Origin of the sequence: Bradyrhizobium barranii subsp. barranii, assembly GCF_017565645.3 — a bacterium.
In the GTDB taxonomy this organism is placed as follows: Bacteria; Pseudomonadota; Alphaproteobacteria; order Rhizobiales; family Xanthobacteraceae; genus Bradyrhizobium; species Bradyrhizobium barranii.
Genome location: NZ_CP086137.1, coordinates 95,812 through 108,846 on the forward strand (window position 1 = coordinate 95,812; position 13,035 = coordinate 108,846).

The 13,035-nt window shown below is 64.2% G+C and carries 11 protein-coding genes and 2 pseudogenes; 9 read left to right on the forward strand and 4 right to left on the reverse strand.

Features of this window, described 5'->3' with window-relative positions:
* Positions 1-325: 325 nt before the first annotated feature.
* A pseudogene (locus J4G43_RS52215) lies at positions 326-987 on the forward strand (DinB/UmuC family translesion DNA polymerase); the annotation flags it as partial.
* A gap of 47 nt (positions 988-1,034) precedes the next feature.
* Here J4G43_RS52215 and J4G43_RS52220 read toward each other — a convergent pair.
* Positions 1,035-1,436, reverse strand: coding sequence for a hypothetical protein (locus J4G43_RS52220; RefSeq protein WP_208089802.1), 402 nt, complete (start codon positions 1,434-1,436; stop codon positions 1,035-1,037).
* A gap of 165 nt (positions 1,437-1,601) precedes the next feature.
* Between J4G43_RS52220 and J4G43_RS52225 the strand changes: the two genes are divergently transcribed.
* A complete protein-coding gene (locus J4G43_RS52225; RefSeq protein WP_208089803.1) occupies positions 1,602-1,862 on the forward strand; it encodes a hypothetical protein in 261 nt (86 codons plus the stop codon).
* 31 nt (positions 1,863-1,893) lie between these two features.
* Here the strand turns inward: J4G43_RS52225 and J4G43_RS52230 are convergent, their stop codons facing one another.
* The gene (locus tag J4G43_RS52230) at positions 1,894-2,088 is read right to left on the reverse strand and encodes a DUF3606 domain-containing protein (RefSeq protein WP_208089804.1); all 195 of its coding nucleotides are present in this window, start codon (positions 2,086-2,088) and stop codon (positions 1,894-1,896) included.
* Positions 2,089-2,201: 113 nt separating this feature from the next.
* Between J4G43_RS52230 and ligD the strand changes: the two genes are divergently transcribed.
* From ligD to J4G43_RS52245, 3 genes and pseudogenes are all read left to right on the forward strand, one after another.
* The gene (ligD, locus tag J4G43_RS52235) at positions 2,202-3,122 is read left to right on the forward strand and encodes a non-homologous end-joining DNA ligase (RefSeq protein ID WP_208089805.1); all 921 of its coding nucleotides are present in this window, start codon (positions 2,202-2,204) and stop codon (positions 3,120-3,122) included.
* A 47-nt stretch (positions 3,123-3,169) separates the two neighbouring features.
* The gene (locus J4G43_RS52240) at positions 3,170-3,427 is read left to right on the forward strand and encodes a hypothetical protein (RefSeq protein WP_208089806.1); all 258 of its coding nucleotides are present in this window, start codon (positions 3,170-3,172) and stop codon (positions 3,425-3,427) included.
* A gap of 14 nt (positions 3,428-3,441) precedes the next feature.
* A pseudogene (locus tag J4G43_RS52245) lies at positions 3,442-3,534 on the forward strand (DUF2256 domain-containing protein); the annotation flags it as partial.
* A gap of 75 nt (positions 3,535-3,609) precedes the next feature.
* On the opposite strand, the gene J4G43_RS52250 reads toward J4G43_RS52245, so the two are convergent.
* Both J4G43_RS52250 and J4G43_RS56350 read right to left on the reverse strand, forming a co-directional pair.
* Positions 3,610-4,227, reverse strand: coding sequence for a cell envelope biogenesis protein TolA (locus J4G43_RS52250; RefSeq protein ID WP_208089808.1), 618 nt, complete (start codon positions 4,225-4,227; stop codon positions 3,610-3,612).
* A gap of 28 nt (positions 4,228-4,255) precedes the next feature.
* A complete protein-coding gene (locus J4G43_RS56350; RefSeq protein WP_408581460.1) occupies positions 4,256-4,987 on the reverse strand; it encodes an HAD family hydrolase in 732 nt (243 codons plus the stop codon).
* Here J4G43_RS56350 and J4G43_RS52260 point away from each other — a divergent pair.
* The 4 genes from J4G43_RS52260 (at position 4,894) to J4G43_RS52275 (ending at position 13,032) form a co-directional block, all read left to right on the forward strand.
* Entirely contained in the window at positions 4,894-5,151 is a 258-nt protein-coding gene (locus J4G43_RS52260) for a helix-turn-helix domain-containing protein (RefSeq protein WP_208089809.1), read from the forward strand. The two genes, J4G43_RS56350 and J4G43_RS52260, sit on opposite strands and share 94 nt — an antisense overlap.
* A 546-nt stretch (positions 5,152-5,697) precedes the next feature.
* Complete coding sequence (locus tag J4G43_RS52265) at positions 5,698-8,295, forward strand: PD-(D/E)XK nuclease family protein (RefSeq protein ID WP_208089810.1); 2,598 nt, start codon at positions 5,698-5,700, stop codon at positions 8,293-8,295.
* On the forward strand, positions 8,292-11,597 hold the full coding sequence (locus J4G43_RS52270; RefSeq protein WP_208089811.1) for a UvrD-helicase domain-containing protein: 3,306 nt from the start codon (positions 8,292-8,294) through the stop codon (positions 11,595-11,597). Before J4G43_RS52265 ends, J4G43_RS52270 begins: the two co-directional genes overlap by 4 nt.
* Positions 11,598-11,823: 226 nt before the next feature.
* Positions 11,824-13,032 (forward strand): RES family NAD+ phosphorylase, encoded by a 1,209-nt coding sequence (locus J4G43_RS52275; RefSeq protein ID WP_208089812.1) that lies wholly within the window; start codon positions 11,824-11,826, stop codon positions 13,030-13,032.
* Positions 13,033-13,035: the final 3 nt, after the last annotated feature.

Genomic DNA, 13,035 nt, shown 5'->3' on the forward strand with positions numbered 1-13,035 from the left:
AGGCGGCGGACAAATCGACCAAGTAGCAACTTTGCTTGTCGGGCCGTATCGAACGCGGAGAATTATTCAAAGCGACGTCTGGACCTGATCTTGCGAGCGCTTGGATTGGCCTGGATGTTTGACCAATTTGTGATCGTGTTGCCCGCAGCTAGCGAGCTAACCGAGTACCAACGAACCCTCGTTGACTGCTTGCAGCACGTCAAAGGCCGCAATCTCGGACTTACGCCCGCCCTCGCCCTAGCGTCCACCCAATTCAGATCCAGGAATTGTAGTGCCCGTTGGTTATTGCGTCGACCAACGCGGTTCTCACGCAGAAGACGAGGCTACGGGCCTCAACGCCTCGGCCGGCATCTCCTACAACAAGCTCTTGGCGAAACTCGCCTCGGACCACCGCAAGCCGAACGGACAGTACGTCATCACGCCGGAGATGGGACCTGGATTCGTTGAGGCGCTTCCGGTCGGGAAATTCCACGGCATCGGCTCACGAGCGCGAAGATGAACGCGCTCGGTCTCCACACCGGTCTCGATATGCGCAAGCAGACGCTCGAATTTATGCAGGCCAATTTCGGTAAGGCCGGCGCCTACTACTATTGGATCTCGCGCGGCGTCGACAACCGCGAGGTACGTGCGAACCGCATCCGAAAATCCGTCGGCGCCGAGAACACGTTCTCCGCGGACCTCACGGATTTCGATGCGATGGTCGCCGAACTGGAGGCGCTCATCGACAAGGTCTGGCGGCACTGCGCGGAGAAGGGCTCGCGCGGACGGACAGTCACGCTGAAGGTGAAGTTCAACGACTTCGAGATCATCACCCGAAGCAGGTCGATCCCGACGGCGGTTTCGACCCGCGAAGATCTCGAGCGCCTAGCGGTCGCGATGCTGCAGAACCAGATCCCGATGCCGAAGCCGGTCCGGCTACTCGGCCTCTCGCTCTCGTCGCTCGACGGGGCGGAACATGAAGTCTCGCAACTCGAGCTGCCGATATAAAGTTCTGTTCAGGATATCGAGCGCTCCAGAAAGCGACGCCGGACGGTTCAGCCCCTGCGTCCCGCTGGGCGTTTCTCCGACAACAGTCGCCTAAGAGCTGACGATCGAGCATGGTATTCGTCGTCCGTTTCGGCATCTTCGCGGGGAATCGCGGTTTCCGCACGCGGCGCGACGCCTTTCTTTCCCGCGGCGGAAGCGGCCTCTTCGTTGTCGCGACGGATCTTCGACCAGAACGCTTCCGCGTTGTCGCCCCGTATAGGTATGGTGCCGCCGTTCTCCCTCACAGCTGTTCCGAAGCGCCTGCCACTCGCTGCCTTTTGCCGTGCCCCTTCTTCCGCCGCTTTCTGACGCGCCTGCAGGGCGGCGAGCGCTTCGTCGTCCAGCGGCTTCTGCTTCTTGCGAGGGGCCTTGCTGAGAGAGGGGCCGTTCTGAGGATGCTTCCGCGGCATGCTGTGCTCCCGGATGGTCTGCGTGGGCGTCCAATCTGCCACAAGATCGCGGCCGCGTCGTTCTTTCTTGCTACCCGGGAAGGTCGAATGACGGAATCCCTAGTCTGCGACGGAGACGTGGAACGCAATCCGGCGACAAGGATTCGTCCCGTCTGGAGACATTGCATGACGCCGATGGAACGGACGAAAATGCGCTCGCTTCGGGCGTGGGCAATCTCGGTGCTCGACGAGGCCGGTGCCATCCGCGAGTGCGAGGAGCATTGCTGGATCCAGGACCGCGCCGATCCGCACGCACGCGAGCGGGCCTTCGATATGGCCCGCAGCCATCCACCTTTGGGATCGACGGCCAAAGAGGCCATCGCGGCAATCGACGGCGTGCTCGAAGGGATCGGCGAGGTCTGTCCTGAGTGCCTTCCGGAGGACTAGCCGGTCCTTGGCAGAACCGGCTCCAGGCGCCTCATCGCCCGAGGCGCTTTTCGACCTTCTTGCGGACGTTCCCGACCTTCTTGACCGCTTTCTTCACGGCGGACGCCGAGCGGCCGGTCTTCTTCGACTCGTAACCCACTTCGTACCTCTGCCCGCCGGCGACCTTCGCTCGGTCCTGGGCGCGTCCGCGTGCGGTCTTCTTGATCGCCTTCTTCGCTGCCGCCATGTTCGGCTCCTCCTCATTGAACGATGCGAGTCTCAACGTCGAAAGGAATCGCCGGTTCCGGAACGATTCCGGATGTGCCATCTTGATTTACGTTTGTTGCGTGGAGTTCATTCGTGGCGTTTGCGCGTAGGAAGTTGGCCGACATCGGCATCAAGGCACCGTTTCCCGACTTCGTCGAGCCGGCGTTGGCATCCTCTATCGACAAGGTGCCGTCGGGAGCCAGGTGGATCCACGAAATCAAGTTCGACGGCTACCGCGTGCAGGCGCGGATCCATGCAAAGAGCGTCAGCATCCTGACCAGACGCGGGCACGATTGGACGAAGAGGTTCGCGAAGGTGGCGCACGACGCCTGGCGCATCAAGGCGAGCTCCGCGATCATCGACGGCGAGATCGTCGTGCCGGCTCCTGACGGCACCACCGACTTCAGCGTCCTGCAGAACGAACTCAAGGGCTCCTCCAAGAAGATCGTGATGGTCGCCTTCGACCTGCTCTATCTGAACGGCTGCGACCTGCGAAAGCTGCCGCTGCATCAGCGCAAGGGTGAGCTCAGGAGGATTGTCGCCGGCACCGACCTGCAGTTCAGCGAAAGCTTCGAGATCGACGGTCAGGCGATGTTCGAGCACGCCTGCAAGGTCGGCTTGGAGGGCGTGGTCTCGAAGGTCCGCGACAGCACGTATCCTAAGGGACGCAGCAACGCTTGGGTCAAGAAGACCTGCACGCAGCGCGAGACGCTGACCATCGCCGGCTTCGCGCTCGACGGCACCAGGTGGGACGGGCTCTATGTCGGGCGGCGCAAGGGCGACGATCTCGTCTACGCCGGCAAGGTCGACCACGGCTTCAACAAAGCGTCGGCCGCGGACCTGCGTAAACGGCTGGAGCCCCTGGTCAGGAAGACGCAGGCGTTCAAGAGGCGCATCGCGCACAAGGGCATCTGGGTCGAGCCGAAGCTGTCCGCCGAGATCGAGTACCGGGCGAAGTCTGCGGAGGGAAAGGTTCGGCACCCGTTCTTCAAGGGGCTGCGCGACGATATATGAACGTCCACGCGCCTTGCGTTCGGCGGTCGCGGTCATATGTCGACTCCATGGAATTGAGCATCATTCAGGACTACGCGATCCAGGCGCGCGTCGCCGCGGTGATCGGCGCGACCGTGTTCGATCGGGTCTTCTCCGGCGTCAGGTTCGCGGAAACAGACGGCCCGTTGTTATATGTCTACGCGCGCGACGAACAGAGTTCCGCGGAGATCGAAGACGACTTCTCGCTTCTCATCGCCGACATCGCGAGTCGCATCCTGCAACGCGACGTCGAATTGGTCGTCGTCCTTCCGAAGGTCCTGCAATAGGGCTCGGACGCGTCATGCCTAGGATGCGCCGCAAATCCGAGCTTCCCACGAAGATCTGCGCCGCATGCGGGCGTCCGTTCGCCTGGCGCAAGAAGTGGGCGAAGGTCTAGGACGAAGTGAAGACCTGTTCGGATCGCTGCAAGGCGCAGCTACGTCGGACTAAGGATCCGACCGGTCGCTGATCAAGTCCGGCCATCGCGTGCGCGCTTCAAAGCCGCCTTCAGCCGCTTCTCCTCCTCGGCCCAATCGTCTGCCTCGGATCGTATCCTGTCCTCGACGACTTCGAGCTCGCTCCGCAGGGCGGACGCGCGCTTCGCATGCTCCCGTTCGGCTTCGTCCAGCGCCGATTGAGCCTTTTCGACGACCCGCTCCCTCCGTTCGCGCTCCTTCCGCCTTGCCGCTTCTTCCTTGGCTTCCTCGCGTTCGCGCCGCTGACGTTCGCGTTCGTAGGCCTGATCGGCCTTGCGCTCCGCGGCCTTGTCGGACTTGGCTGAGGTCTTCTTCGCCGCGCGGACCTTCTTCGACGGCGGTTTCCCGGTTCCGTCCCGACCGAAGCTCTTCGGCAGTTCGGCGTGCTCGCCGAACGGACCGTCCGACCCTACGGGGCGCTTCAGTACGATGCCAGGCTTCTTCATCGTCGCAGCGATGACGTCCGGATCGGTGCTCTCCTTGGCGGCACCTTGATGGAAGAGGTTGCTGTCGGCGCCCCACGCCTCCAAGGCCGCCTTCATCGAAGGGGCGGCGATCGCCTGCTCGAAGAAGCCCAGCGAGGTCTGGTAGGTCTTCAATTTCCTGGCCATCGTTGCTCCGCGTCGGTCCTGACCGCTTCTACTTCGCGAGCAGGCTTTCGTCGAACAGCGCGAGCAACGAGGCCGGGCCCGGATAGACCTCGGCGCAGCCGGCTCCGCGCAACGACGCTTCCGCAAAGCCGCCGCATAGCACGCCGATGGCTGCGATCCCCGCCTTGCGGGCGGCGCTGGCGTCGTAGGGCGTGTCGCCGATAGCGACTGCGTCGGCGCCGGCTATTCCGAGTTTTCCGAGGGCAGCTTCGAAGATGTCGGGGGCAGGTTTGGACTCCTCCGCGTCGTCGGAAGAGGTCGTCGCATCGACGAGACCGCCTATGCCCGCGATGTCGTGGAAGAGCGAAGAGGATCCGGCAAGAACGAGGTTGGGACCGTCGTCGTGCGAAGCGCGGGTGATCCGAGCTCCCGGCCGGCCGTCGGGCGCGCCGGTATCGATCAGAAGCTGGCTTCCGGTTTCGGCCTGCGCTCTGCTACCGCCAGGGACGACGGTTATGGCGGGATCGCAGCCGTTGAGCCGGCTGAGATAGCCGCCCGGAATCGCCAGGTCGCCGACGGGAGCCCGCGCGGTTCGCTCATCAAAAACGCTGCGGCGCCGGCAGTGCTTGGGGGGAAGATCGCCGGCGGGCGGGCATGTAAAAATGCGGCCCGCGAAGGCCGCGTAAAGTGTTAGGGTCGTCCGCGAAGAAGGATGAGCTCGGAGAGTACCTCGCCGCCAATGTCCGACGCCTGCGCAAGGACAGGAAACTGAGCCAAGCAGAACTCGCGAGCGCGCTCGGCGTCGATCCGGCGGCGATAAGTCTGATCGAGCTCAAGCGCTCGAATCCCACCGTATCCATGCTGGACGCGATCGCGACCGCCCTCAAGACGACGTCCGCCGAACTGCTGACCCGGTACAGGCGCGCTCAGACGAAAGCCCACTGAAATCGACATGCTCGTGCGCGACCGGTCCCGTCACGCCGGACGGGACATCGATGCGGGCCAGAACTTCGGTTCGATCCGATCGTTCTCGTCGGCGACGGCGACTCCCAACAGGACCACCAGCAACGCCAGAGCCACGAAGGAGAATCCGTTCCTCATGGGAAGGAACGCGGCTTCGTTCCGTGCGCCCTGACGAGGTTCATCGCCTCCTGGCACGCCAGCGACTCGACCAGCACGTCGGGTTTCATCGCGGCATCCGCCGATTTCCGGGCCATCGCGAACCGTATGCCTATCCCTCCTCCGCCGACCGCAACCCGATAATCCCCAGTCGCGTCCTCAAGCGCACCGTCGATGGATGCTCCGAAATCCCCGTCGCCGGGACATGCCTCGACCCGGCGGCCGCGATCGCCCCAAGTCCAAGAAATTTCGCGCCAATTCCGGGCCCGTCCAAATTCGGGGTGCTAAGATCATGCCCCGGTACGAGTCTCGAAAGTCAGCCCTGTGGTCGAAATCCGAACATCAATCGTTGGTGGTCCGCTGGCGTTCCAAATGCGGCGCGCCGAAGCCGCACGCTCCGGCGAGATCGGCCTGCAGATCCTGACGCTTCCCCAGGTCGCCGCGCGGCTGGCCGGCGGCTTTCGATCTCCCATCACCTCCGAGCATCTGGACCTTGCCGTCCAGGCAGCGCTCGCGGAAGGCGGTTTCCTTGAGATCGAAGCGGTGCGTGACCTGCCGGGAATGACGCGGGCGGTCTCTCGGGCGCTGCGCAAGGTCTGGGACGCCGACGTACCCATCCGGTTCGCCAGCACCACGGTCGCTCGTTTCGACGACCTGGTCGCGATCGAATCCCGCGTTAGGGCCGCACTTCCGATGGCCATGGCGTCTCCCGTCGATCTGCGCGACGCCGCACTCGCCCGAATCCGTCATGCCCGTCGCCTGATCGGCCCGACGACCATCGAGCGCCTCTCCGCGATCCCGCCGCTATGGCGTCCGTTGATCGAAGCACTCATCAAAGAGGTCCCGGTCGACTGGCTGGCGTCCGAACACGCCGAAGCCGGATGGTTCGGCGGCAAGGTTCTCCGTGGGGCGAACGGCGAGCCCGCCGCGCCGGCCGTCGTCTCCTGCGCGGATCCTCGCCACGAAGTGGTCGAGAGCCTGCGATGGGCACGCCAACTGATCGTGGCCGGGACCGCCGAGCCCTGCCAGATCGCGATCGTGTCGGCCGCGACCTCGAGTTGGGACGACCATTTCCGGGCCCTCGCCTCGGACGCGGGTTTCCCGGTCGCCTTCCCGCACGGCATACCGGCACTCTCAACCCGCGACGGGCAGCGATGCGCGGCGCTGGCCGACGTCCTACAGCGCGGTCTCAACCAACAGCGCGTCCGACGCCTCGTCTCGCTATGCCGGGGCGAGCGAAACGCGCTCGATTCCTTGCCCGACCGATGGCCGACCGCGGTGCCCCGCGGCGCTACCTTGTCGCGTCCGGACGAATGGCGGCGAGCGATCTCTGCCGCCATAGCGGTCGATGCCGCATTGGCGGGCGTGCAGGCGATCCTGCCGGTCATCGAGGTGCTCGAAAAAGGAATTTCAGCAACCACCGAGGCCGCCGGCCTGTTGCTGCGGGGACGGGCGCTGCAGCTATGGCAGGCCGCATTGCGGAGCGCTCCGCCCGAAGCCATCGAGCTTTCGCTACGTTCCGCGAAATTCGAATCCGAGAACGACGCCGCCTGTTCGGTGGTCTGGTGCTCGGCGAAAGACCTGGCATCGGCACCGCGCCCGTTCGTCCGCCTGCTCGGCCTGACCAACCGCAACTGGCCTCGGCGCCAAGGCGAAGACTCGATCGTGCCCGCGCATGTCCTATCGGCCGAGTCGTTGGACTTCGATCCCGTCGCGAAGGCCGACCGCAGGCACTTCCGGATCGTCCTCGAGGCGGCAACCGGCGGAGCCGTACTCTCGGGCGGCCGTCGAAGCGCGCAAGGCAGCCGCGTCGGGCGAAGCCCCTTGCTGGAAGACCGGGTGGAAACCCAGCTTTCACGCGCCCGTATTCCGGAGCACGCCTGGAACGAAGCGGATCGCATCATGGCGCGCCCGCAAGAAGCGGCGAACGTAGATCGGTTGAAGGCCGCAGACACGTGCTGGCGAAACTGGCACGTCGCGCAGCTAACGGCCAACGACGGCAAGTACGATGCCGACCATCCCGCGATCTCCAGGGCCATCGAGCGCGTCCAGTCTCCGACGTCCTTGCGCCTGATGCTGCGCGATCCCTTGGGCTTCGTGTGGCGCTACGCGCTCGGATGGAACGCGCCGCGCGACCGCGAGCAGCCGATGACGATCTCCGCCGACCATTTCGGCAAGCTCGTGCACGAGCTTCTGCGCCGTACGGTCGACATGCTCGAACCGCGCCCGGGATACACCGCGGCCTCCGATACCGAGATCGAAAACGCACTCGCCAAAGCGGCCGGGACCGTCCGGGACGACTGGCCTCTGCGGGAGCAGGTACCCCCGACGATGCTATGGCGCAACACCGTAGACTTCGCCGCCAGCCTGGCGCTCGCGGGATTGATGCGGCGGGAAATATCGGACTCCGGCACCCGGAGCTGGACGGAGGTGCCGTTCGGTCAGCCCGAATCCTTCGTCGCCGAACGGGAGCTGCCTTGGGATCCGAGAATTCCGGTCGCGGTGACCGGAACACCAGTCACCCTGCGCGGCACCATCGATCGCCTGGATCTCACGAGTTCGGGCAACGCGGTCCGCGTCACCGACTACAAGACGGGCGAGGCACCTCGAGACCCCGGACGCATCGTGATCGGCGGCGGCTCCGAACTGCAACGGGCGTTGTACGGTCTCGCCTGCCGCCAACTGCTCGAAGGCGAACCCACGGTCGTCGCCAGGCTGCTGTACCTGCGGGGCGACACGCTCGCGCTGCGCCTCATCGAGCTCGACGCCACCATCGAGCAGATAGCCGCCTTCATCAACGTCGCCGTCGCGATGATCCGAAGCGGCACCGTCACGCCGGGCCGGCAGTCGTTCGACGGCTCCAACGACCTGCGGTTGGCGCTTCCCGCGTCGCCCGGATACCAACGACGCAAGTTGATCGCGACCAACAAGGCCAACGAGGCCCTCTTCCGGTTCTGGAGCGCTAGATGAAGGCGATCGCGGACGAAGCCGAGCGCCTGAGGGCTCTGACCGATCTGAAATCGTGCCTTCTCGTAGAGGCCGCGGCCGGCACCGGAAAGACGTCGCTGCTCGCGGGCCGCGTCGTGATGCTCCTCGCGGCAGGCACCGATCCCGGCTCCATCGCCGCCATCACCTTCACCGAACTCGCCGCAGGCGAACTGCGCCAACGTATTGCGTCATATCTCGAACGAATCCTTCAGGGAAAGATTCCGGACGAACTCAGGCCGGCGATGCCGTCAGGCCCCGACGCCGTCCAGAAAGCCACGCTTCGCGCCGCGGCGGACCGGCTGGACGAGCTTACGTGCGGAACGATCCATTCCTTCTGCCACGATCTCCTTCTCACGTACGCGGTGGAAGCGTCAATCGATCCCGGTGCGGAAATCCTAGACGGGGATCAGGCCGATTTCGCCTTTGACGCGATCTTCAACCGATGGTGGCGCGACCGGCTGGATCGCGACGCGCCGGCGTCGACGAGCGATCCCATCACGTCCGTCGCGCGCCGGGATCCGATCGGAGCCGAAGGATTGCTCCGCAGCTTCGCGAAATTCCGTCGCCGCTTTCGGTCCGGGCGCCCCCTCCCCGCCGACCTCGATTCCGATGCCGACCTCGACCTTGCAGAGGCCGTGCGCGAATTCCGCCGGTGGTGCGACGGGGTCGACGTGCCGCCGGAAGCCGATCCCGACATCGTGGCGCTCGAGTCCCTGGTGACGCATTTCCGCGGACGCTTCGATCCCATGCCCGACTTCGAAGGTCTATGGATGTTGGCCCATCCGGCGTGGCTTCCGATCATGCGGAAGGCAACGTTCGATCTGCGGGAGTATCAGCGACGGACCTTGTGGAAGAAGGCGGGCGGGAAGGAGAACGGCGATCGGCTGGCCGACGAAGCGGACGAACACTTCGCGCGATGCAAGAAGGCCTACGGCACGTTGATGGGACGGATCGCGACCGCGATCATCGGAACGTTCTCCGCCCAGCTCGAAGAAGTCATGACGCAATACGAGGCGTTCAAGCGGCGAGCCGCCGTACTCGACTTCGACGATCTCCTGTTCACGTGCCGGGCCGTGCTGCGCGACAACGCCGTCGTCCGCTCGACCGCCGCGGCGCGGTTCGGACATTTGCTGGTCGACGAGTTCCAGGATACCGACCCCGTCCAGGCGGAGATCATCTTCCTTCTGTGCGGAAAGTCCGACGTCACGTGCGGCTGGCACGAGCGATCGCTGACGCCGGGAAATCTCTTCGTCGTCGGCGATCCGAAACAAGCGATCTATCGCTTCCGGGGAGCCGACCTGGCGACCTATCTCGTCGTGCGCGACGCGATCGTGAGACAATTTCCGGCCAACATCCTGCGGGTGACCGCCAACTTCCGCTCCCGCGGCCAGATCCTTGATCACGTCAACCGCTGCTTCGAGGAACGGCTGTCGTCCCAGGACGCCGGCTACGTCGCGCTCCGCAACACCCGAGACGACGTCCGGGGCGGCGTGCCGTGCGTGGCGAAGGTCTCCGTTCGCCTTCCTCCGCAGACGAAGGTCGACGGCGCGCGCGACGAAGAGGCACAAGTCGTCGCCGAGGTATGCGCGCGGCTGATAGGCAATCTCGAGATCGAGCTCAACGACGGCGTGAGACGGCGCTTGCGACCGGGCGACATCGCATTGCTGGCTCCGGTCTCGACGGATCTCTGGCGGTACGAACGCGCGCTGGAGGAAGCAGGTCTGCCGTTCGCCTCCCAGGCCGGGAAGAACCTCTTCAAGCGTCAAGAAGCCCAGGATCTCGTGGCGCTGATCCGCGCCTTGGCCGATACGCGGGATACGCTGGCTCTCGGTGCCCTGCTGCGGGGTCCGCTCGTAGGCCTTACAGAACAGGAATTGCTCGACATCACCGCGAGCATGCCGGTCGAAGCCGACGAAATCGTCGGTCTGTCTCTCCGAACCGACCCGACCACGATCGGAAATCCGGTGGCGCGCGAGGTGCTGTCGATCCTGGGAGACCTGCGCCGGCGCATGAACGGTACGACGCCAGCTTCGATCCTCGCGGAGGCCATCGAGCGGCTCCGGATCCGCGCCGTCGTCGCGGCGCGTAGCGCCGACCAGGCCGCCCGTTCTCTCGCGAACATCGACGGCCTGATCGAACGCGCGCGCAGCTACGACGTCCGCGGCTTCGTTCAATTCGCCAGAGACGTGGACGACGAGTGGTCGGGCGGATCGAGTTCTCCCGAAGGCATGATCGAGGCCGACGGCCAATCCATCGAGATCGTCACCGTGCACAGCTCGAAGGGCTTGGAATGGCCGGTCGTCATACCGATCAACCGGGCCTCCATGCCGCGGAGAGCGGAGGCGTTCGTGCATCGGCGGCGGGACGAGAGCCTGCACTGGGCCTTAGGGCAGATCGTACCGCCCGGCTTGGGAGAAGCGCTGCGGACCGAAGAGGCCGAAAAGAAGGACGAGAACGTGCGGCTGCTCTACGTCGCATGCACGCGCGCGATGGAGCTTCTGGTCATACCGGACTTCACATGGAGCAACGACGCCTCCTGGGCGAAGCTGCTGGATTTCAAGCTCGACGATATTCCCGAGCTGGACATTGGCCGCTTCTCGCGAATCCCGATCGTTCCGCAGCAACCGGCCGTCAACCTTCAGAGCGCGGAGATCTTCGCGGACGAACGTGTCCGCATCGATGCCGCGCCGCGCGTGCGCTGGATCAAGCCCAGCGACGGCGACCCGGACGTGATCACGGCTCCGTTGTCTAAGGATGCGGGCGGCGATGGACTGGTCAGCCCAGCCGCGGCGATCGAGGGCGGACGTATTCGCGGCATCCTCTTGCACAAGATCATGGAGGAGCTGATCACCGGCGAGATCGAGGACGATGTGGCCGTCGTCACCAGCCGATCCGCGGAGTTACTCGCTCAACTTTCGTCGATATCGCCGACCGGAGCGGTCATCGAAGCGGCAGAAATCGCAGCGACCGCGCTGAAGACTTGGCGCCTTCCGGATGTCGCAAAGTATCGCGGACGCATGGTCGCTGAAGTGCCGATCTACGCTGCCTCGTCCGCCGACGATCTCATCGCGGGTCGAGCCGATGCCGTCGCGAAAGACGACGAAGGCCAAGTCGTATTCGATTGGAAGAGCGACGTCGCCCCAAAGGAAGCCGAATTCGCCGGCTACCGCAACCAGCTCGGTCAGTATCTGCGGGCGGTCGGTGCCCGCAAGGGCGCCATCGTCTACATGACGACCGGGACGGTCGACTGGGTCATGCCGTCGCGACGATCGGCACCCTCATGATCCTGGAAGAGCTCATACGTTCCGATACGCAACTCTACGCAAAGAGCGAATGGGCGCGCGCCAGCTCGCAATGGCCCGCACTTACGTCGTGCGTAGGCACGTCCGATGGCGCAGGATTCCGGCTATTACCGCCGAAGAAACCGTGGCTGCGTTACGGGCCGCCAGTTGGCTGCGGACGGTCGGCACGATACATGTCACGATGAACGGTCCGATCGCGCGAGGATGAATGGCCGACGACAGAAAACTCTGCCCACGCTGTGTTCAGGAAGGACCGCTGCAGGAGTGGATCGATACGATCGGCGTCGAGAGCAATTGCGACTTCGACGACGATCATACCTCCGTGCCGTGCGTGACTGTCGATGAATTCGCGGAGGAAGCAGATCGCTGGTTTCAGTCCAATTATCAGCCGGGCGCGGAAACCTTCGAGGTCGACGACCGCGACAAGGTCTACTACGGGACGGAGGGGCAGCCCTACGAAGAGATATTTTCGGAAGAACTCGGAGCTTCCGACGACGTCGTCGAAGCCGTGATCGCCGCTCTGCCCGACGTTTCGGATCACGATATCTCTCAAGGAGCAGAGCCGTACTACACGGATGCCCACAATTTCGAGCCGATCGCGGCGGCCGATGCCCGAGAGAAGGCCGACCAAGACGATTATTGGTTCGATCGCAGATACTCCCTCCAGTGGAACGAGTTCAGCAGACAGGTCCAATTCACCTCGCGCTTCTTCGGCATCAAGGACAAACTTGACGACCTTTTCGGCAAACCGGAAGAGTACGGCGAAGGGCCGGTAAGGCCACTCTACGATCTACCGCCAGGCCAAGTAATCTATCGCGCCCGCCTGATGGACGGCGGTCTGACCAAGGATGCCGTCGACGCGGACGGCGCCAGCAAGCTAGGGCCGCCACCTTTCGACCGGACGTCCGCGGGGAGGATGAACGTCGAATTCATTCCCGTGCTCTACGCAGCCTTCTCGAGTGCGACCGCGATTGCCGAATTGAGGCCAAGCATCGGTGACTCGGTCGCCATCGGACGTTTCGCGACCCGCATGCCTCTCAAGGTCTTCGACTTCACGGTGTTCGATCGGCGCGCCGCCGACCGGAAGCTGTTCTTCGAGCATAGCCGGTACGAATTCATCGACCAGATGCAGGACGAGATCAGCCGGCCCGTACGACCGCACGAACGCCAGCGCGAGTACATCTCGACCCAAATCGTCGCGGAATATCTCAAGTCGTCTTTCGGCTGCGATGCGGTCATCTTCAGATCCTCGATGCAACGCGACGAGACCCAGGACAGCCGCAATATCGTCATCCTGAACCGGAAAACGTTCGTCGGGACCGAGGATCCCAGCGTCGTCAGCTATCTCGACTGGTTGATGCGCGAGGTGACGGACGTCCGATATACGACCGTCGGCGACGAAGATCTGCAGTTCTGATCG

Bases quoted from the DNA above. Each gene is read 5' to 3' on its own strand.
- J4G43_RS52220 (WP_208089802.1), bottom strand. From the start codon at position 1,436: ATGCCGCGGAAGCATCCTCAGAACGGCCCCTCTCTCAGCAAGGCCCCT.
- J4G43_RS52225 (WP_208089803.1), top strand. From the start codon at position 1,602: ATGACGCCGATGGAACGGACGAAAATGCGCTCGCTTCGGGCGTGGGCA.
- J4G43_RS52230 (WP_208089804.1), bottom strand. From the start codon at position 2,088: ATGGCGGCAGCGAAGAAGGCGATCAAGAAGACCGCACGCGGACGCGCC.
- J4G43_RS52240 (WP_208089806.1), top strand. From the start codon at position 3,170: ATGGAATTGAGCATCATTCAGGACTACGCGATCCAGGCGCGCGTCGCC.
- J4G43_RS52250 (WP_208089808.1), bottom strand. From the start codon at position 4,227: ATGGCCAGGAAATTGAAGACCTACCAGACCTCGCTGGGCTTCTTCGAG.
- J4G43_RS52265 (WP_208089810.1), top strand. From the start codon at position 5,698: ATGCGGCGCGCCGAAGCCGCACGCTCCGGCGAGATCGGCCTGCAGATC.
- J4G43_RS52270 (WP_208089811.1), top strand. From the start codon at position 8,292: ATGAAGGCGATCGCGGACGAAGCCGAGCGCCTGAGGGCTCTGACCGAT.
- J4G43_RS52275 (WP_208089812.1), top strand. From the start codon at position 11,824: ATGGCCGACGACAGAAAACTCTGCCCACGCTGTGTTCAGGAAGGACCG.